General features: G+C 53.5%; 20 protein-coding genes. All 20 read left to right on the plus strand.

The window, feature by feature from the left end; genetic code table 11:
- Nucleotides 1–4: 4 nt before the first annotated feature.
- The 20 genes from AEAE_RS02855 to AEAE_RS02950 all read left to right on the plus strand — a co-directional run bounded on the left by AEAE_RS02855 (nucleotide 5) and on the right by AEAE_RS02950 (nucleotide 19,314).
- Nucleotides 5–1,492 carry a phage portal protein gene (locus AEAE_RS02855; protein ID WP_094689625.1) on the plus strand — a complete coding sequence of 496 codons (1,488 nt, stop codon included), beginning with the start codon at nucleotides 5–7 and terminating at the stop codon, nucleotides 1,490–1,492.
- Nucleotides 1,449–2,906, plus strand: a complete 1,458-nt coding sequence (locus AEAE_RS02860; RefSeq protein WP_094689626.1) for a VG15 protein — start codon at nucleotides 1,449–1,451, stop codon at nucleotides 2,904–2,906. Before AEAE_RS02855 ends, AEAE_RS02860 begins: the two co-directional genes overlap by 44 nt.
- A 5-nt stretch (nucleotides 2,907–2,911) precedes the next feature.
- Nucleotides 2,912–3,148, plus strand: a complete 237-nt coding sequence (locus AEAE_RS02865; RefSeq protein ID WP_148139946.1) for a hypothetical protein — start codon at nucleotides 2,912–2,914, stop codon at nucleotides 3,146–3,148.
- Between the two features lie 20 nt (nucleotides 3,149–3,168).
- Nucleotides 3,169–3,525, plus strand: coding sequence for a DUF2513 domain-containing protein (locus tag AEAE_RS02870; RefSeq protein WP_158520477.1), 357 nt, complete (start codon nucleotides 3,169–3,171; stop codon nucleotides 3,523–3,525).
- Nucleotides 3,526–3,707: 182 nt separating this feature from the next.
- Entirely contained in the window at nucleotides 3,708–4,196 is a 489-nt protein-coding gene (locus tag AEAE_RS02875) for a capsid assembly scaffolding protein Gp46 family protein (protein ID WP_094689629.1), read from the plus strand.
- A gap of 26 nt (nucleotides 4,197–4,222) precedes the next feature.
- The gene (locus tag AEAE_RS02880) at nucleotides 4,223–5,128 is read left to right on the plus strand and encodes a phage major capsid protein (protein ID WP_094689630.1); all 906 of its coding nucleotides are present in this window, start codon (nucleotides 4,223–4,225) and stop codon (nucleotides 5,126–5,128) included.
- A gap of 7 nt (nucleotides 5,129–5,135) precedes the next feature.
- On the plus strand, nucleotides 5,136–5,498 hold the full coding sequence (locus AEAE_RS02885; protein ID WP_094689631.1) for a hypothetical protein: 363 nt from the start codon (nucleotides 5,136–5,138) through the stop codon (nucleotides 5,496–5,498).
- Nucleotides 5,498–5,836, plus strand: a complete 339-nt coding sequence (locus AEAE_RS02890; RefSeq protein ID WP_094689632.1) for a hypothetical protein — start codon at nucleotides 5,498–5,500, stop codon at nucleotides 5,834–5,836. The genes AEAE_RS02885 and AEAE_RS02890 overlap by 1 nt, the downstream gene beginning before the upstream one ends.
- Before the next feature lie 2 nt (nucleotides 5,837–5,838).
- A complete protein-coding gene (locus AEAE_RS02895; protein WP_094689633.1) occupies nucleotides 5,839–6,150 on the plus strand; it encodes a hypothetical protein in 312 nt (103 codons plus the stop codon).
- Entirely contained in the window at nucleotides 6,147–6,527 is a 381-nt protein-coding gene (locus AEAE_RS02900; RefSeq protein ID WP_094689634.1) for a hypothetical protein, read from the plus strand. The genes AEAE_RS02895 and AEAE_RS02900 overlap by 4 nt, the downstream gene beginning before the upstream one ends.
- Nucleotides 6,514–7,077, plus strand: coding sequence for a phage tail tube protein (locus AEAE_RS02905; protein WP_094689635.1), 564 nt, complete (start codon nucleotides 6,514–6,516; stop codon nucleotides 7,075–7,077). Before AEAE_RS02900 ends, AEAE_RS02905 begins: the two co-directional genes overlap by 14 nt.
- 98 nt (nucleotides 7,078–7,175) lie before the next feature.
- Nucleotides 7,176–7,484 (plus strand): hypothetical protein, encoded by a 309-nt coding sequence (locus AEAE_RS02910; protein WP_094689636.1) that lies wholly within the window; start codon nucleotides 7,176–7,178, stop codon nucleotides 7,482–7,484.
- 11 nt (nucleotides 7,485–7,495) lie between these two features.
- Nucleotides 7,496–7,870: a DUF5361 domain-containing protein gene (locus AEAE_RS02915; protein ID WP_094689637.1), complete on the plus strand. Its 375-nt coding sequence runs from the start codon at nucleotides 7,496–7,498 to the stop codon at nucleotides 7,868–7,870.
- Nucleotides 7,871–7,873: 3 nt separating this feature from the next.
- Nucleotides 7,874–11,602 (plus strand): tape measure protein, encoded by a 3,729-nt coding sequence (locus AEAE_RS02920; protein WP_094689638.1) that lies wholly within the window; start codon nucleotides 7,874–7,876, stop codon nucleotides 11,600–11,602.
- Nucleotides 11,603–11,610: 8 nt separating this feature from the next.
- Nucleotides 11,611–12,399, plus strand: coding sequence for a hypothetical protein (locus AEAE_RS02925; protein ID WP_094689639.1), 789 nt, complete (start codon nucleotides 11,611–11,613; stop codon nucleotides 12,397–12,399).
- 2 nt (nucleotides 12,400–12,401) lie between these two features.
- Complete coding sequence (locus tag AEAE_RS02930) at nucleotides 12,402–14,927, plus strand: phage tail protein (protein ID WP_148139947.1); 2,526 nt, start codon at nucleotides 12,402–12,404, stop codon at nucleotides 14,925–14,927.
- Nucleotides 14,928–14,936: 9 nt separating this feature from the next.
- Nucleotides 14,937–17,288 carry a DUF859 family phage minor structural protein gene (locus AEAE_RS02935; protein WP_094689641.1) on the plus strand — a complete coding sequence of 784 codons (2,352 nt, stop codon included), beginning with the start codon at nucleotides 14,937–14,939 and terminating at the stop codon, nucleotides 17,286–17,288.
- A 9-nt stretch (nucleotides 17,289–17,297) separates the two neighbouring features.
- A complete protein-coding gene (locus AEAE_RS02940; protein ID WP_094689642.1) occupies nucleotides 17,298–17,888 on the plus strand; it encodes a hypothetical protein in 591 nt (196 codons plus the stop codon).
- Between the two features lie 3 nt (nucleotides 17,889–17,891).
- Nucleotides 17,892–18,962, plus strand: a complete 1,071-nt coding sequence (locus AEAE_RS02945; RefSeq protein WP_094689643.1) for a GH25 family lysozyme — start codon at nucleotides 17,892–17,894, stop codon at nucleotides 18,960–18,962.
- Between the two features lie 10 nt (nucleotides 18,963–18,972).
- Nucleotides 18,973–19,314, plus strand: a complete 342-nt coding sequence (locus AEAE_RS02950) for a hypothetical protein (RefSeq protein WP_094689644.1) — start codon at nucleotides 18,973–18,975, stop codon at nucleotides 19,312–19,314.
- Nucleotide 19,315 lies beyond the last annotated feature (1 nt).

The following is a 19,315-nucleotide window of genomic DNA, read 5'->3' on the forward strand; positions in this document are numbered from 1 at the left end:
AACCATGAGTGAAACCACGAAACCAGACCACGGCTGGACACCCGTTAGTGAGCTTTCCCAACCGCAATTGCAAGTACCGGATAGCCTTCCTGGGCTGCACGCTGATGAGAACGATTTGTTACGCCGCTGCGGACAAGTCTGGGCACAACACGTATCAAAAAACCTGTTGCGCACCAGCTACTACGAGGCACACGAACCACTGCGCAGCTTCGGCCTGACCCTTCCTCAAAGGATTAGGAATGACTACACGCCGTTGGGATGGGCGCGCAAAGCCGTTGACATGCTCGCTGACTTGTGTGTGCTGGAAGGCTTTGTCGCTCCTGGCAAATCCAACCCGTTCAACTTGGAAGAAATGGCCTCAACCACCCACCTGATGGGCACAGTCCAGCGGGCTATCCAAACCGCGCTCATCCACGGGTGCAGCTTCATCACCGTCGGACGCGACAGTAATCTGCAGCCGCTCATCCGCACCGCAACAGCAGAATCCACCGCCGCCGTCTGGGATTACCAACACGACAGAGTGCAAGCCTGCCTAGCTATCAACGATTTCGATGATGAGAAGAACGCTACCGGCCTCATCCTCTACCTTCCCGGCCGCACACTCTCCTACGCGAAAGATGAGAGGGGTGACTGGCAGATTACCGGTCAAGAGCTCATTCCTAACGGATTGTGCGCCGCCTTCCGCCTCGCCTACAAGCCCTCCCAAATTAAGCCCTTTGGCCGCTCGCGCATCAGTCGTGACGCCATGGGACTCATCGACGGTGCTAATCGCATTCTGCTGCGCACGGAAGCCAACGAAGAGTTCTACGCCTACCCTAAATACCTACTGTTAGGTACAAGCCCCGAGTTCACACAGGCGGCAGATGAGAACGCCCTGCACATGTATATGGGCAGGTGGAACGCCATTAGCAAAGACGAAGACGGGGATAGACCCTCTATCGTCCAACTCTCGGCCGCGCCGATGGATCCGCATCTCAACATGCTCAAAACCTGGGCTAGCATGTTCGCCAGCCTCATGAACATTCCCGCCGCCAGTCTCGGTGTCGTCTCGGACGCCAACCCCACCAGTGCAGACGCGGTAGAAGCACAACGCAATGATCTCATCATTGAAGCTAAACACGCTTGCCGTGAATTCGGTGAAGGAATTCTCGATGCCGTGCGTCTCGCCATCATGCTCGACCCCAGCCAACAAGCCAATCTAACCGAGCTTGCCCAACTGCAACTGGACTGGGTTAACCCGAGCATGCCAGCCACCAGCATGAGCGCTGACGCCTTCAGCAAGCTCGCCACCAGCATTCAAGGCTTCGGAGACAGTGAAGTTGGCTGGGAAAAGGCAGGGCTCTCCCGCGCCGAAATCATCCGATTGCGCGCTGACCAAGAAAAAGCCCGCGCTCGCGCCATGGTTGAACAACTCAGGCTAGCAACCGCCCAAACGGGAAGCGACAACAATGCAACACGGCCAGAAGCACAACAGGGACAAGCTGCTGGATAAAGCCTACCAGCAATATTTGGATAGCTTGGACAACCTGATTGACACTGCTATCGACGAATTCAACGAGCTCATCGACCCACGATTTGACCATCAAATTCAGATGAGTCCTGAAGATGCTATGATCAGCGTTCTCAAAGAAAAAGCTGCATGGGCAGACTATATCGCCAATACCTACTACAACACCATGCGTCAAATCTGGGCAGAAGAGTCCGACCTCGACATGCCAGACATGCCAGAAATCCCCACTGTCGACTACCGGCGTACCGTCTGGAAAATCGCCCACGGCCTCAACGATACCGATTACCCCGGAATCAAATTCACAGATGTCATCAACGATAAAGCCCACGGCTACACCATGGCAGACATCTGGCAAAGAGCCATCAACAAAACACTACCCAAAACAAAACCCGGATACACCCAAGCCCAACACAACGAAGACCTCGAATCCTTCATCCACGAATTCCTCGAACAGCAGGCTCGCCTCAGCATGCGTAACAGGATTGAGGCTGACCCGAGCAAGCCACGCTGGGCGCGCATCCCACGCGGTATGAAAACATGCGCGTTCTGCTATATGCTCGCCTCACGCGGATTCGTCTATCACGATGAAGAAAAAGCTGGCGGACGCATGCACGACTATCACCCGCATTGTGACTGTCAAGTAATCCCGTCATGGGGAGAACAAACAATTCGCGGATATGACCCGGAAAAGATGCGGGAGAACTGGGATAGAGCGTATTCCGTAGCGCCCGGAGGGTATAAGCAGGCACTTGCTGTGCTGCGCAGGCTCTACCCGGATATCCTCAAAGATGGCGTGCGCAACTCTACAATGCCGCAATGGGAGGGTCAACGAGTAGCACCTCGCAAAACCGATCTTGCACGGCTCTCCAACTTCAACCTGCACATGTCAGGTGACAAATTTACTGCTCAAGAAAAAATACGAGCCCTCGTCAAATGGACGGACAAGGGTTCAAGCTGGATCAATGGTGCGCTGTTTGGTGAAAAACCATCGAATGAGGGTATCGAGAAGATTATCTCGCAGATTGATGAAGCCTTAGCTGACCATACGACGAGCAAAGCATTCACGGTGGATAGGCTGATGGATGTTCGAACCTTCGGTGCTTCTAATATCGCTGAGCTGTTCCATTTGACACCTGGACAGACATTTACTCATGCAGGTTTTATGGCAACGAGTTTAAACAGCGGAGGTGTCGAGGCTACGCCCTCTCAGAGGGTTGCTACGCGCATTCTGGTGTCACCGGGTGAGCATGCAGCGTTCCTCGAAAATATCACTCGATATCCAGGCGAAAAAGAGATACTCTTAGAGAGAGGAAGAACATTGAAATTTGTAAATCTCGGGAAATTACCAAATGGGGAATTACTGATTAATCTAGCACTCGTTCCGAGGGAGGAATGATAGGCATGGCTTCATATGAGTTTGAGCATGATTGGCCTTTGACTCCAGTAACAGATCCTGAAATAATTAGACGAACTAATGAGATTATGGGTATTCATCCTTATCCGAAAGAGAAGCAAGATTGGGTTAGCAAATACTCATACCAGCTATATCTAGAGGGAAAGCCATTTTCAACTATCAAAGTGGCAGAAGAATATGATCTGCGTAAAGCGAATGGAACACTCGACGACGTATTCAAGTAGAGAAGACGAGAATAATGCACATGGATGTTAGCCTTCTGAGGCGTATTCTCCAGCTTCTTGATGAAACCGGTGAACCTGTGGATGCCGAAGTGCTCACCAATTCACACGTGAGTCAAGAGGTAGCCGCCTATCATATTTACCTTCTCATTGATGGTGGTTTTGTTGAGGGGCGTACCACGAAGGCTAACGGTGGCGGGATAGTTTTCGCTTCCGCAGTGCGCATGACGTGGGCAGGCCAACAGTTTTACGCGAACATTCGTTCCAACAAGATCTGGGATCAAGTGAAAAACGCTCTCGCCACCATCGGTGGGAGCGCGAGCGTGCAAGTGTTGAGTTCTCTTGCCTTGCAAGCTGTGCAGCAGTCAATCCACATCTAAGATATTTAGTTTTACTAATAGTTAAGGGCGTTCAATGGTGAGCGCCCTTTTCTTATGCCCAAAACAGGGTTCAACAGTTTTACCCAACACATGGTGTTGGGGGCGTTGCTTTGTTCGCATCTTAACAAGCCAGCACTCACCCTGCCTGGTGAGGAAATAAACAAACCCACGAAGGGGAAACCATGGCCGAAAATACGGAAACCACCACACAAGAAAACACGAGTGAAACCAAGCCTGAAGTGAAAACCTTCACCCAGGAAGACGTGGATAGGATCGTGCAGGAACGCCTCGCCCGCTCGAAAAAGAGCGAGAAGAAGCAAGCCAACGAACCCACGGAACCGAGCGAACAAGCTACACAGCAGGCAAGCGAACTCGAAGCACTGAGGCAAGAAAACGCCAAACTCACCAAGCAAATCGCAGACGCAGAACACGCACAAGCCGTCAACAAAATGCACCTGCAAATTGCCACCAAGTACGGCATCAGCGACCCCAGCATTCTTGTCGGAGACAATGAAGAAGAAGCCGAAGCATTCGCCAAAAAGCTTCTCGCCGTATTCAAGCCCTATGAGAATCTCGCCACCGCCAGAAGCAAGCAGGCCACTAACCCCACGAAAAAGCTGAGCCCTCGCGAAGACTTCGAGCGCGTCATGCGAAATCTCACACAACAGTAAACAAGCAACCCTAAGGAGGGTTTATCATGGCAGATCCAACCATGGATCGTAAGAGTGAGCATTTGGAACTCACCCCAGAAACACAGGCAACTATTTGGAAGGATGCCGCTAACCAGTCTGCTTTCATGCAGTTGGCACAGAAGATTCCGCTGCCGGGCGCTGGTGTTCGCGTGCCTATCATCGTGGGCGAGCCACAGGCCGCTTGGGTGGGTGAGCGTGATGAAATCCCGAAGTCTGGTGTCACCTTCGAGAAGAAGGACATGATCCCGTACAAGATTGCGGTGATCATGCCATTCTCTAACGAGTTCAAGCGTGACTATCAGGCCTTGTACACGCAGATTAGCCAGATGGGCCCGTCTGCCATCGCCAAAGCCTTTGATCAGACCGTGATGGGCACTCTGACCAAGCCGGGTGAAGCCTTCGATACGTTGGAGAAGGCTGAGCGTGTGTCCCTTGGTACTACTTCTAAGAGCGTGTGGAACGCTTTGAACACTGCCGATGACAAGATTTCCGCTGTGAACGGTGCGCTGGATGGTTGGGCTCTTGCCCCGCAGGGTCGCTCTATCCTGCGTCAAACAACCGATAACAACGGCCGCCCACTCTTCCTCAACGGTACCGATGGTGCTGATGTGGCTACGATTCTGGGCTCTCCAACCCACATTTCTCGCGGCATTCACGTTGACGCCACCGAAACTGGCGGTGATTCCCATGATCAGCATCTGGATGAGGTTGTGGGTGTGGCTGGCGAGTTCGCCTCTGCTGCATGGGGTGCTGTTTCCGCCCTCGACCTGTCTGTGTCCGAGCAGGCAAGCTTGAAGATTGATGGTCAGCAGGTGAACTTGTGGGAGAATGACATGTTCGCCGTGCGCATCAAGATGACCGTGGGCTTCCGCATCAGGGATATTCACCGATTCGTACTGCTGACGAAGTGAGCGGCTGATGAGTGAACCGTTCGCCACGGTTGACGACCTTGAGAAACGCTGGCATGTTCTCTCACTGAGTGAGAGGGGACAGGCCAGCGTTCTTCTTGAGGACGCTTCAGCCCTCATTCGCGCACAATCACCCTGGCAAAGCTTGGACAGTGGACTCTTGCGCTCTATTGTTTGCGCGATGGTCAAGCGTGCCATGAACATGGGCGAAAGCGCGGGAGTGAGCGTCACCAGTCAAAACGTCGGTGGGGTGAGTGAGTCTTTCACTTTCGCTAACCCTAATGGTGACTTGTATTTCACCGCTCAGGAGCGCAAGCTGCTCAAGATTGGCACGCAAACCGCACGGAGCCTGCCGTTACAGGAGGGCTTGTGATGCAAGGAATCACTATCACTGTTCACTATCCTGCTCGCGTGACGCGCAATGCGTTGGGAGAGGCGGAAACCGAATACGAGGATGAGCAAGTCGCTAACGTGCTCATTCTCCCACCCACGACAACTGACCTAGCTAATTTTGAGCATGGGGAGGGCGTGGGGTTGAGCGGTATTGTCTATTTCCCGCGCACGTGGAAGTATCGCAGCCTCAAGGGCGCAACAATCGAACACCAATTCGGCGTGTTCAGCGTGATTGGTGACCCGATGCCCGCGCAAACGGGGTTGAAGCCTACACGATGGTTGGCGATGCCCGTTTACGTAAGTAGGCAGGAAGGCTAACCATGGGAAACGTTCGAATCGAATGGAACAACCCCGACTGGCGGCGATTGCGCAGAAGCCCGGCCTTAACCACAGAGCTGAATAACCAGGCTATCCGCTTGCAACAGCAGGCCAATAAGATGGCCAAACACAAGGGCACAGGCTACTTCGCTATCAATGCAAAACCTACAGAATATGGTCAAATTGCCCTGGTAACTACCGGGTATGGTAATGGTGCAGACACCCTTCAACAGGTGCGAGACAACATGATTGACCAGGCTAAGCACCACACTTTGCAAAAAGCCGTGCGAGCTATCGCGAAAGGTGGAGCATGATTAGCGCTACCGCACTGTTGATTGATGCTCTCCAGCAGGCGGGATTACAAGCAGGCGTGAGTGTTCCTGGTAATCTCCGACCACCGTATGAGTTCGTCACCGTCGAACGGGTTGGCGGAAACGTTGACCTGTACGGTAAGCGCGACACCGCCGCGATGGTGATTGAAGTGTATGAGAAGAGCATGTTGGCGGCGGAAGAAGTAGCCGCGAACATTGTTATCCCTCTCATCGTAAACCTATCCCAGAGTGTGACTGCTGTTCTCAAGACGGAGATTACCTCTCACCTGGATAATCCCATGCCAGTAGGCACTTCTGTTGTGCCTTGTTATGAAATCAACGTCCAAATCACATTGGAGGCCAATTATGGCAGAAAATAATACCGCTGAAATCGCCCTTGGTAAGGGCAACGTGCTCGGCTACGTGTTCGTAGCGCCCATGGGTACGGCTCTTCCTACGGATGCGACTACCAAGCTGGATACGAAGTACACGAACCTCGGCTATGTTTCCGAAGATGGCATCACGAATGCCACGGATACGGATACCACCGAAGTTAACGATATGAATGGTACTAAGGTGCTCTCCGTCGTTTCCTCCTATGGTGAGACATACCAGTTCGCGCTCTTGCAGACGAACGAGGACACCCTCAAGCTGCGCTATGGTAACTCTCGCGTGACCAAGCAAAACGGTAAGATTACCGTATTCCACGGTATCCCCACCGGCGATCACATGCGCTTGGTGTTTGACCTCGTGATGAACGATCAGCCAAAGCGTATTGTCGTGCCTGATGCCACGCTCTCTGAAGTTGACGATCTGCAGTACCACTCTGGTGATGCTGTTATGTACACGATGACGTTTAACGCGAACCCTTCCGCTGAGATTCAGGGCAACACGTCGGTTGACTACATCGGTACTGCTGCTGAAGAGTAAGTGAGTCGTGTGTGAGGAGGCTTTGCGGTTTTCCCTTCTCACGCCGTTGTATTCCGCGCGAGAAAACCGCCACATTTATCTTTCACTTGGAGAACCTTATGGCTGATATTGAGAAGACTTTAACAACCGACGGCAAGCGCACCATTACCATTCACGGTATGAAACTCACCGTTGATCCTGCTGTGATGGACGATATGCGCGTGATGAATTGGCTGTACACGATCCAGCATCCTGAATCCGATGATGATGATGGAGTGCTGGTCATGGTGCCTCTTATTCGCACCCTATTTGGCAAGGATTATCAGAAGATCATGGATCATCTGGCAGAAGCTGATGGTCGTATCCCGATGCAGAAGGTGGCTAACTTTCTCACTGAGTTTATGAGTAAGGTTAACCCAAACTCCTAACGCTCGTAGCAATGCTGGAACACGCGGATATACTCCAAGCGGATTTCCAGCGTTTCTACGGGCTCAACCTCGCTCTCCTCACCCACAGTTTGGATGTGATGCGGGCGGCTAATCTCGCCGCTCACCTGCCGCTTGACGCCCTGATCTGGCGCAAATTCAGTAAGCAAGCTGAATGGAGTACCGCCGAGTACCTGCTCGCCAATATTGCTGATGCCACTGCGTTTCTTGCCTGGACGAAGAGCAAAGATGCGCAACTCCACGGTGCGAAGTGGAAAGGTCAGATTAAACGCCCCGGCCAGCAAACGGAGCAAGAGAAGATGGTTACCGCGCAAGCGGTCAGCGCGGAAACTCTCGCTCGCATTTTCCATGATGATATTGAGAGGTAAATTATGGCACTTACTCTCGCACAAGCCTACGTGTCCATCGTCCCTAGCCTGAAAGGTGTAGGCTCTGCCATCAGTAAGGCGTTCAACGAAGCAGGACAACAGGTAGGCCAACAAGCAGGGCAACAGCAGGGGAAGAGCTTCTCTGCTGGGTTCAGCGCGAAAGCAGGCGCCATCATGGGTGCCGTCAGCGCCGTGGTAGGCAAGGCAGCGAGTGTCATCAGCTCATCCCTTTCCAGTGCTGTCTCCCGCGCTGACATGATGACTAACTTCCCCAAACAGATGAAGAATCTAGGTTATTCAGCCAAGGACGCAGCCGCCTCCATCCTGAAGATCAGTAAGAGCTTGGACGGCCTGCCAACTACATCTTCTGCGATGACTGGCATGGTTACGAGCCTCGCACCACTCACCAAGAATCTGGATGAAGCCACCGATATTTCTCTGGCTTTCAACAACGCCATGCTGGCTGGCGGTGCTTCAACCATGGAGCAGGAGAACGCGCTCACTCAGTACACGCAGATGTTATCTGCGGGCAAGGTGGATATGCAGGCTTGGCGTTCTGTGCAGGCGGCTATGCCTGGCCAGCTGAACCAGCTTGCAGAGGCCTTACTTGGCGCAGACCACAACGGCAACGACCTGTACGAGGCGATGAAAAAGGGAACGGTGAGCTTCGACGACTTCAACAAGGCCGTCGTTAAGCTCAACAAGGACGGTTTCGGCAAATACGCTTCCTTCGCCCAACAGGCTAAAGATGCCACTCAGGGTATTGGCACGGCCATGGAGAACGTGAAGAACCGTGTTGCCAAGGCTGTGGAGAAGGTTGTCGAAGCCGTTGGCGTGAACCAGATTGCTGGCGCAATCAACGCCTTCAGCTCCCAGTTTGGCAAAATCGGCGACGCGGCAGCCAGCATGGTAACCGCCGTGAAGAAATACCTCACCGATTTGTGGAAGAGCCTGCAGTCTTCGGATAAGCTCAAGCCATTTATCCAGGGCTTTGATGAGATTAAGAGCGCTATCCAGCGCATGCTCGGTTCCATTAATTGGCAGGCGCTCGCCCCACCAGACGCGATTATCACGCTGATTGATGGTCTTGGGGTCGTTTTCCAACGCATGGCAGGCGTTGCTGCGAAAGCCATTGATAGCATCGGCAGTATTATGCAGCATCTCTCACCTGCAATCGGTGCAGTGGCCCAAGCCTTCGCCAAAGTGCTGGAGAGCATTCTCAACATTAAAACCAGCGGCCTTGATGGCAGCATCTTGTCCAAGGGCTTTGATGCTGCCACGGCGGTGATTAACAAGACGCTTGATGTGCTGACTGGCTTGGGCAACTGGGTGGCGAACAACGCTGACGCGGTAACAGCAGGTATCACTACTATTGGTGGTGCTTTCACTGCGTTCAAAGTTGTGAAAGACGTGCAAAACACTCTCAAGAACTTTGGCCCCGAGATTATGACCGCCACTGAGTACGTGCCGCAAATCATGGCTAACTGGAAGGGCGGCTTTGCTGGTGCAGCCCAAGGCGTTGGCGAGCTCGCTAAGGTTATCCCACAATTAGGCGGATTAGCTAAAGGATTGAGCGGTCTACAAAACTTCAAGAAAGTACTGGGAGATAACAAATTCGCCCTCATTGCAGCGGGAATTGCTGCAGTAGTTGCTGGGCTCACAGTCTTCTTCACAAAGACGAAGACTGGCCAGCAGTTGTGGCAGAGATTCATGAGGGTGCTTCAGTCTGCGTGGCAAGCTGTACAACCAGTATTCCAAGCTGGTTTGCAAGTGGTGCAGAACGTGCTTCAAACCATGGGTAATGCGTTTAAAAACCTCTGGTCTGCGATTCAGCCGGTTCTCTCCACAATTGGCACGGCGATTGGAACGGCCTTTGGCAATATCGTGAATGCGATTAAACCAATCTTCCAACAGATCGGGCCTGCGATAACTAACGTATTCACCACGATTGGTAACGCGATCAAACCTTTGGTGAGTAGTATTGGGCCTGCCTTGCAGTCAGTGTTCCAAAATATTGGGAATGCGCTCAAACCAGTGGGAGATCTGCTGGGAAGCATCTTTGCACCGAATGTGGCAGCACAGGGACAAGCGTTCCAAAACCTCTTCACCGGTTTGGTCGATGTCGTCAAATCCTTGCAACCTGCATTCCAACAGCTAGCTGATACGCTGGGCACAGCATTCCAGCAGAACGGTGAAGCGTTCAAATCCTTGTTCCAGCAAATCGGCGATATCTTCACACAGCTTGGGCCTACATTTGCTGAAATCGGCAAAACGTTGGGGGATGCGTTCGCCCAGATTGGGCAGGCGCTGGCTCAAATCATGCCACAGCTGATGAAGCTAGGCAGTGAAGTCTTCACTCAGATTGCGAATGCGGTTGCTCAGGTTATTCCGCCGATTATGGATGCGTTGAAGCAGATTCTGCCGATTCTTGGCCAGATTATGCCGATTCTCATGCAGCTGGCTGGTACGGTGATTATGGCAATCGTGGGCGCTGTGCAAACCTTGCTCCCGCCGATTATGCAGATTATCTCTCAGGTTTTGCCGGTTATCGTGCAGTTGGTGGCGCAGGTTGTTCCGGTGATTGCTAGTCTGGTTCAAACTTTGGTGTCTGCGCTTGTGCCGGTAATTCAGGTGATTATGGCTGCCGTTGCGGCGATTCTGCCGGTTATCGCTACACTGGTGGCAACCATCATCAGCGCGCTCATGCCAATCATCACAGCTATCGTGAATGTGATTACCGCGCTTCTGCCGATTATCACCACGGTGATTACGGGCATCTTGCAGATTGTCCAACCGATTATCGTGATGATTAGCGGAATCATCCAAGGTGTCGTGCAAATCCTGCAAGGCGTTATCGATTTCCTCACCGGTGTTTTCACGGGCAACTGGAGCCAAGCATGGCAAGGAATTCAAGAGTACTTCAGCGGTGTGTGGAACGTCATCAAGAGCGTTTTCACGGGCATCTGGAACACGCTTGTTGCATGGTTCCAAGCCAGCCTCAACAATATCAAAGCCGTCTGGAACGCCGTCTGGAACGCTATCAGTAGCTTCTTCTCCACCATCTGGAACGGTCTGAAATCTGCTGGTAGCGCGGGAATCAACGCGATCAGTAGCGTGATCAGCAACGTTATCAACGGCATCAAGAACATCTGGAACAATACCTGGAATGCGATTGGCAACTTCTTCAAGAACATCTGGAATGGCTTGAAGAGTGCTGCCAGTGCTGGTATCAACGCTGTCATGGGCGTGGTGAACGGCATCAAGGGCAAGATTACTGGTGTGTTTAGTGCGGCTGGTTCCTGGCTTTCCAACGCTGGCCGTGCCATCATGGACGGCCTCGTCGGTGGCTTGAAGGCCGCATGGGGTAAGGTCACCGGCTTCATCGGTGGCATTGGTGACTGGATTAAGAAGCATAAAGGTCCTATCTCTTACGATAAGAAGCTTCTTATCCCTGCTGGTAATGCCATCATGAACGGCTTCACCAAAGGTTTGGAAACCACATTCCGCAAGCAAGTTCAACCGACGGTGTTGAGTTTTGCCGGTCGCATGCAAGACGCCATGGATACGCAAATTCAAGCACCAGGGTTAAGTATGGCGGTGTCTGGTTCGCCGTTGGCTTCTGCGCAGTATGCGGGCGCTGGTTCCCGCGTGACGATTACCAATTATTATCCGCAGGCTGACCCGTGGCCGTTGAAGACCGCTGACGATTCCGACCACCTGTTCAACAGATAAGAGGATTTATGAGTGGACTAGCGTATGCAATTAACGGTATCCCGCTCGAGGATGACATGACGATTGTGCAGCTCGGCTCAACTTTCTTATCTGAGTTGAGTGTGGCGCGCACGGTCGTGAGTGTGCCGAACAGGAATGGGAGTGTGCCTACGGGCGGGCTGCCTGTTTTTGATGAGCGGAAGATCACGATCAAACTGTTCAACCACGGGCATGGGTTCGAGCGTAGGCTACGCCAGTTGCTTCGCGCGTTCACGATGCCTACTCTCACGCTTTCGCGCACGGTGGATGGGGTGGGACAGCAGGCGAGCGTGCAATTAGTCTCGCTCTCTCCTGATGGTGATGAACGCTTGGGATTATTCGAATCCTACACAGTGGTGTTGGCCATGCCAGGCGTTTACTGGGAGGCGAAAAACGAACAGTCGGTGAGCCTACCGCTCACTGGTGGGGCTCTCACTGGGCTGGCGTGTGATGCGCCACTCACGGGGCTGGTTTTCCAACTGCCAGCTAAAACCACCCAGTTCACGGCTTCTGACCCAGTTAGTGGAACGGGCGTGAGCTGGCAAGGTGCAGCCAGTGACGGATTCACCTATGTGGATTCGGGCAGGCTGCAGTATTGGAAGTCCACTTCCCCTCTTGCTTTCGCCCCCGTCAAACCCTCATCTGTGGGCGTTGATTACCCGAGCGGGGGAATCCTGCAGGTCAATGCGAATGCGGAAGGCAAGTATTCGCTCACGTGCGCGCTAACCGGCGCCACAGCAGGCAATATCACAGTCAGATTCGCACAACAATGGTGGTGAACATGGGTAAGACTCTCCGTGCGAGGTTGAAAGCGTACGCGCCCAGCGGTGAGCTCTTAGGCTTGCTTCCTGAGCCGATCAGTTTTGATGCCAGTTTCGAGCACAACGATTCTGGAACGCTGAAAGTCAAGTATTCGCGCAAGGCTTTTAACGGCGGCATCTTCCAACGTTCTCTGGGAGAAGGCCTGACGATTGGCCTTGAGGTGAGTGACGGGGGAGCATGGCGCGAACCATATAACGCGCGCTTCGTGCTCGTCTCCCGTTCCCGTGACGCGCAAGACCAGTCCGATACGCTGGATTTGAATTTGATGACCTACGCATGGTTACTCAAAAAAGCTCTGCTGTTGGACACGAGCCGTTTAGAGAAGGAAGGCACGAATAAAGGTAAGCGCGCCTTCCTCTCCGCCAACCCGGGCAGCATTCTCAAAACCATGCTCACCGAGAATAAAGAGCGCGGTGGTGTGGCACAGTACATTCGCCTCGGTTTCGATGCGGGCGTTGACGCAGCCGGGGTGAAATGGGCTCGCGTGATGAGCCTGCATTATGACCCTGGTGTTGACGCCTACACCGCATTGTCGAACCTCGCCGCCAACGGCGTGGTGGACTGGCGCACTGAGGGTATGACGCTAAAACTGTGGAACGCGGACAGTCCCAGCTTATGCCACGATTACAGCCAGAAGGTTATCCTGCCTTTGACCACACAAATGCTCGAATCCCCCGAGGAAGAAACGATTGAAGACCTGGCATCTCACATTCTCGTGATGGGCGATGGCATGGATTTCGTACAGGATAATCCTGCTGCGCCCACCCCGTGGGGAAAGTGGGAGCTTTACAGTTCCCAGGGTGGTGTATCTGACCCTGCAACGGCGCGCACGCTGATGACTCAACAGTTGGACCAAGCCGCGCGCATTCGCGGCCAGTACACGCGCACAGTGATGACGGTGAACGTGGATAGTCTTCCGTTGGTGGATTATCAGGCGGGGGATTGGCTTACCGCACCTACTGTTTCTCACGGTGAGAAAGTGAGAGTGCAGCGCATCAGTGTGAGCTTGTCTAATAGTGGGCTGAAAGTGGCGTTGATTCTCAACGATCGCCTCTATGATGCGCAAACCAGACAAGCCAAGCGTGTTCAAGGCATTACTGGTGGTGCGGTACAGGGTGGCGCTCAGGGAGGCCGCCCCGCCCTAGAGCAAGACCACCGCATCCCAATCAAGCCGCGTGACCTTCAGCTTGTCTCTGATGCGTATATTGATGCGTACGGGTATGCCAAAGGCACGCTGACAGCCAGCTGGCAGGCGGTGGAACGTGCCACAGACGATAGCATCATTGATATTGAACACTATGAGATTCAATACAAATACGCTGAGCTCAACGATTGGAAGTTTGCCGCGCTCACTGATCAGACGAGCCTGCAGATTGATGATTTGACGATTGGCAAGCTCGTACAGGTGCGGGTGAGGGCGATTCCTCAGCATTCTGATCGTAAAGGCGAATGGTGCGACCCCGCTGAAATCACCATCACCAAGGATCTAACGCCACCATCAACCCCAGCCGCACCAACAGTAGCCAGCCAGCTGGGCGTTGTTCACATTACCAGCCAATGGTTAACAGCTGACGGGGGAAAGCTGGAAGCAGACACTGACCATCTCGAGGTTGGCCGCGGTCTCGCATCAGGGCAAGCTCAAGTCATCGGCAGTATCGGGCGCACCAGCCCCCAGTTGACTGATTATCAGGTGGAAGAAAAACGCACCTACTATTACAGTCTGCGCGCCATCGACCGCACCGGCAACAAAAGCAACTGGAGTGCCAGCACACCAATCACTGTTGGCGCGTACACGCATCCTGAACGGGTGGAACAGATTGAGCAGGAGGCGAAAGCCGCCCGCACTGGTCTGGAACAGTTCCAACGCGACGTTTCGCAAACCTACGAGACCAAGCAGGATGCGCTCGAAACCCACGCGAGCTTGGAGCAAAACCTCGACGGCTTCAAAACCACCGTCAGTCAAACCTACACGAGCAAAGAGGACTTCTCCAACCTCTCCGACACGGTCGAACAGAACAACGCCAGCATCAGCGAGCAATTACAGTCGCAGATTGACCAGACGAAGGACGAGATTAACACCTTCGTCTCAGAAAATTATTATTCGCTGACTGATGCTGAACAGCTGATGGCACAAATGCAAACCCAGTTCACGCAAACGAGTGACGATTTCACTTTCAAATTCAACGAAATTCAAACCGCTCTGGGTGCTCTGTCTGGTGATGTGAACTCGAGTATTACCAACATCAACAAGTACATCCGCTTCGTTGACGGCCACATCATCATCGGCGTGGAGGGTAACCCGTTCAGCTTGGATATCGGCAATGATCGCATCAGCTTCTTGCAATACAACAGCGAGATCGCCTACATGAGCGACCACCAGTTGTATATCGCATCTGGCGTGATCACAGAGCACTTGCAGATTGGCGTGTTCGAATTCCGCCCGCGTTCTAATGGCAATCTCAGCCTCGTTCTCGCAAACCAGTAAGGAGAAAGCATGGCAACCTCCGGCAGTGGAACCAGCAACGCCGATGGCCAAGGTATGATCAAAGTTCACCTCAACTGGTGGCAGTTGAGCCAAGACATCGGCGCGAATAAAACTCGCATCCGCCTCGAACTGCAAGTAGAAGTACGCCCTGGCGCCAGCCTCTATGGTTCAGCCAATCTCGGGTGGAATATCAATTGTAACGGCAGTAATGGTGGTAGCTGGCAGATTGGCAGCATGGGCGGTAACACGCGCACCATCGGCACACGTGACGTGGATATCTACCATAACGGCGATGGAACAAAGAGCTTCGGCGCCAACGCCTCCGTCACCTTTAACGCCACCTTCAACGGCCGCTGGATCGGAACCGTCAACGTCTCCACCGGCGGAACCCTCAACACAATCCCCCGCGCCAGCAAAGCAAGCGTCACCGGAAACATCAGCACCAACCAAACCATCACCATCCACACCAACCGCCACTCTGGCAGCTTCACCCACAAAATCCGCGTCAACTACGGATTCAAAGATATTGATGTTTTCAACAACGTGGGCGATAGCGTCAACGTGTTCCTTGACCGCAGCAAATACGCACTACAATGCACCGACCGCACCAGCAGAGGCCTCTGGATCTACTGCACCACCTACCAAAACGGCCGACAAATCGGCAGCGAGCAGCGTACTGATGTGACGTTAAGCATTGATGGAGGAGTGGTACCCTCTGTCTCTAGTCTGAAGCTCTCTGACGATTCAGGTCTGGCCTCAACATGGGGCGGGTATGTGCAAGGCCGCTCCAGGGTGAGAGCGCAGGTGTCTTCCAGTGGCGCGTACGGGTCTAGTATTACCAGGACGAACATTACCTGGTTGAATGTGAATTTGGATTCCACGAATGCCCAGTTGGGTACGACGAATCAGCAGGGGAGTAACACGGTTACCGCGCAGGTAACGGACTCGCGCGGGCGTACTGCCAAGCGCAGTGCTTCGTTTACTGTGCTCTCCTATTCGCAGCCTACACTGGCTGGCTCGGGAGTGTGGCGCACACCAAACGATGAATCCTCCACCGTGCGCGTGCATATCAAAGGCAGCACGACAAATCTTGCCAATAATGGGAAGAATACGGCGAGCGTTGAAATCGCGTATCGGCGTAAGGGTGAAACTAACTGGCGAGTTTCCAACACGAGCAATCGTGGTTTATCGTGGGATACTAACTACGATTTAACCGGGCTTTCTGCAGATTTGCAGTGGGAGATTCGCGTCAGCGCTCGCGACCAGCTCAGCACTCTCACCCAGCAAGTGTTCACAATCAATACTGCTTCGCCAATCTTGGATTTTCGCAAGGACGGGCACGGTGTCGGTATTGGCGCAGTGGCGAACGATTACAACGCGGTTGATGTGGGCTGGAACATGAACCTGCTTGCTGGCGCCAGCGTGAACAGTCCAGTTACTGGCGTGCGCCAGGTTGGCCGAACAGGTGCGAACAATGAGGTGCGTTGGTTCGAACTCGTACGGAATCAGAAACCGGGGTTTGATAATGGTGAGAGCGCGGATTGGGCGCGGCTTATCGGCGCAGTCGGCGGCTACGGCAACGGCTCTACTGGTTTCATTGACTTGAGCGTGGCTTTCCGAGCGAGAAGTACAGACGATATCATTAACTCCATCACGGTGAATCAATCCGCTTACGCGGATACAAACAGTGCAAGCCTGTACATCATCATGGACTCGTCCGGCTACTGCCATATTTACATTCGCGCGTGTAATTATTACTCGTTTAACGTGCTTGTACTTGGCCAGGGGATTTCTTGCCCGCAAGTGTGGACGGACAGCCAACCGGAAGGAACAGTGCTGTGGCATACGGGAAGCGGGGCTAAAGTCTCCGACAGCATGCTGCGCTTAGGTGGTAATCTTCTCCTCCCACAATACGGTGGCCTCAGCCTCGATATCCCCAATGTGGGCAGAACCAGCGTGATTAACACGTATAACGGTGACCACGTCAACTTTAACTGGACACACAACAGCACAGGGCTGGGTGGCATGGTCTTCCAACGCATTTGGACGGGCAACTGCGGCAAAGGTGGAACCATCAACACCAGCCTGCTGGGAGACTATAACCTGTTTGCCGCACGCGTCAAAGACTGGAACTATCTACTCTTCGGGCTGCGCTGCACGAAATGGGACGGTTCTGGCTGGACACTGCGCTTAACCGCTAGCGGTGATGACGGCGTGAAACTGGAAATGTGCACGGTGAATCTTGACGCGGTGGGCGGGCGTAATGCGGGGCTCAAAATGCTCGGAAGCTCACGCCACGTGATATCAAGCTCCAGTGGCCATGAAGGTTTGAACGTCACCGAGCTCTATGGCGTCCTGTAGGAGGTTCTCATGTACGTTCAAGTTGATGAGGATCAGCGGCTCGTGTGCGCTGTGGATAATCCCGACTATGCGGGCGAAGGCTGGGTGGAAGTGCCTGTGCCTGTGGATACGGTGGGTGGTCTGCTCTCTGATTGGAAGCTTCGTGATGACAAGCTGGTTTTCGACCCCCAGCCGCCACAGATAGAAGCGAGTGAGACTGATGGTTTGCATGGCTTGTTGCCGGTGTTGGTGCAGAATGCGGCAGGCAGGCTGGATGATCAGCAGCTCTTGCAAGTCGCAGGGAGCCTGCCCGTGTGGCAGGTTGGGCAAGCGTACCGGCAAGAGGATGCTGTCCGTTATTCCACCGGGGTGTACCGGGCTGTGGAAGACCATGTGAGTGAGCCTGCAGCCTGTCCTACACTGGCGGGCAATGACATGTGGATTAGGGTAGGTAGGCCTCATGCTGATGGGTTGTGGGATTGGCTCGCTCCCGTATCACAGGAGACGGCGTACCCTTTGGGCGCGCGCATTTACTATCAGGGCGCAATTTATCAGAGTTTAACGGAAACCAACATGTGGACTCCCAGCCACTATGGGTGGGAGAAAGTAGAAAGCGAGTAAACAATGAGTTTAAACGGCATTGATATCAGTAATTGGCAGGCGGGGCTTGACCCGGTCGCTGTTCCAGGCGATTTCATCATCGTGAAGGCTAGTGAGGGGGTGGACTACATTTCACCGGTGTTCAGGCGGCAGACAGATGGGACGCTCAACAGCGGTAAGCTGTTAGGCGTTTACCATTACTTGAATGGTTCGGGGGCAGCTGCTGAGGCTGCCTTTTTTGTTACCCAAGCTCAACCATATCTGGGGCGTGCGGTGCTCGCTCTGGATTGGGAGAAGCAGGGTAACAGCGAGTTTGGCAACGTAGAGTATTTGAGGCAGGTAGCCGCAGAGGTGATTCGCCTTACCGGCGTGAGGCCGCTGATCTACTGTTCTTCCAGCTTGTTAAGCTCTGTCGCTCCAGTGGCTCAAGAGTTGAACTGTGGATTGTGGGTTGCGCAGTATCCGAACTATGAGCGTACCGGCTATCAGCAGAGCCCGTGGAATGAGGGTGCGTACGCTTGCGCTATCAGACAGTATTCCAGCTCTGGCCTGTTGAATGGTTACCAGGGCAACTTGGATTTGGATAAATTCTACGGGGATAAAAACGCCTGGTTAAAGTATGCTGCGGTGAACGGCAAGCCCGCCGCCACTCCTGCTCCAACCCAACCTGCGGGTCAGAAGAGCATCAGCGATATCGCCACTGAGGTTATCGCAGGAAAGTGGAGCACGGGGACGGAGCGTATCCGCCGCCTGCAAGCAGCAGGCTATAACTACCAGCAGGTGCAAGACGAGGTGAACAGGCGCTTGAATCCAGCACCGAATCTGGAAGCCCTGGCTAACGCGGTGATTGCTGGTAAGTATGGTAACGGTCAGGAACGCAAGAACAGGCTTGGCGCGAACTATGATGCCGTGATGGCCATTGTCAACAAGAAGCTCGGCGCTAACCGTGTTACCCCGCGCGTGTACGTGGTGAAACCGGGCGATAGCCTCTCCAGCATCGGCGTTCGCCTCGGTGTGAGCTGGGCAAAGCTCGCTAGGGATAATGGCATTGCTAATCCTAATGTGATTTACCCTGGTCAACGCCTCACCTACTAGAAAGGCGGCCATGTTGAGTGAAGAAAGCATTGTTGCCATTCTTGTTGCCGTTCTCGCTTCTGGCTCGGTGTCGAGCCTGACTACATACCTGCTCAAAAGCTTGTATGAGAAAAGCCACGGCAGCCCACGCCAGAAGGCGTTGGAAACCGGAGTGCAAGCCCTGCTGTTCGAAAAGCTGGGCAAGCTGCACCGGGAAATGATCGACCGTGGCGGTTGGGCTCCTGACGCAGAAAAACAAATGGCAGACAGAATTTATCAGGCGTACCACGACCTAGGCGGAAACGGCGTAGGAACAGCCCTTCACGATGATATCCTGCGCGCGCATTCCCGCCCCACTAAAACAGAGGAGTAAA

Source organism: Aeriscardovia aeriphila, from assembly GCF_002259595.1.
GTDB classification, from domain to species: Bacteria; Actinomycetota; Actinomycetes; order Actinomycetales; family Bifidobacteriaceae; genus Aeriscardovia; species Aeriscardovia aeriphila.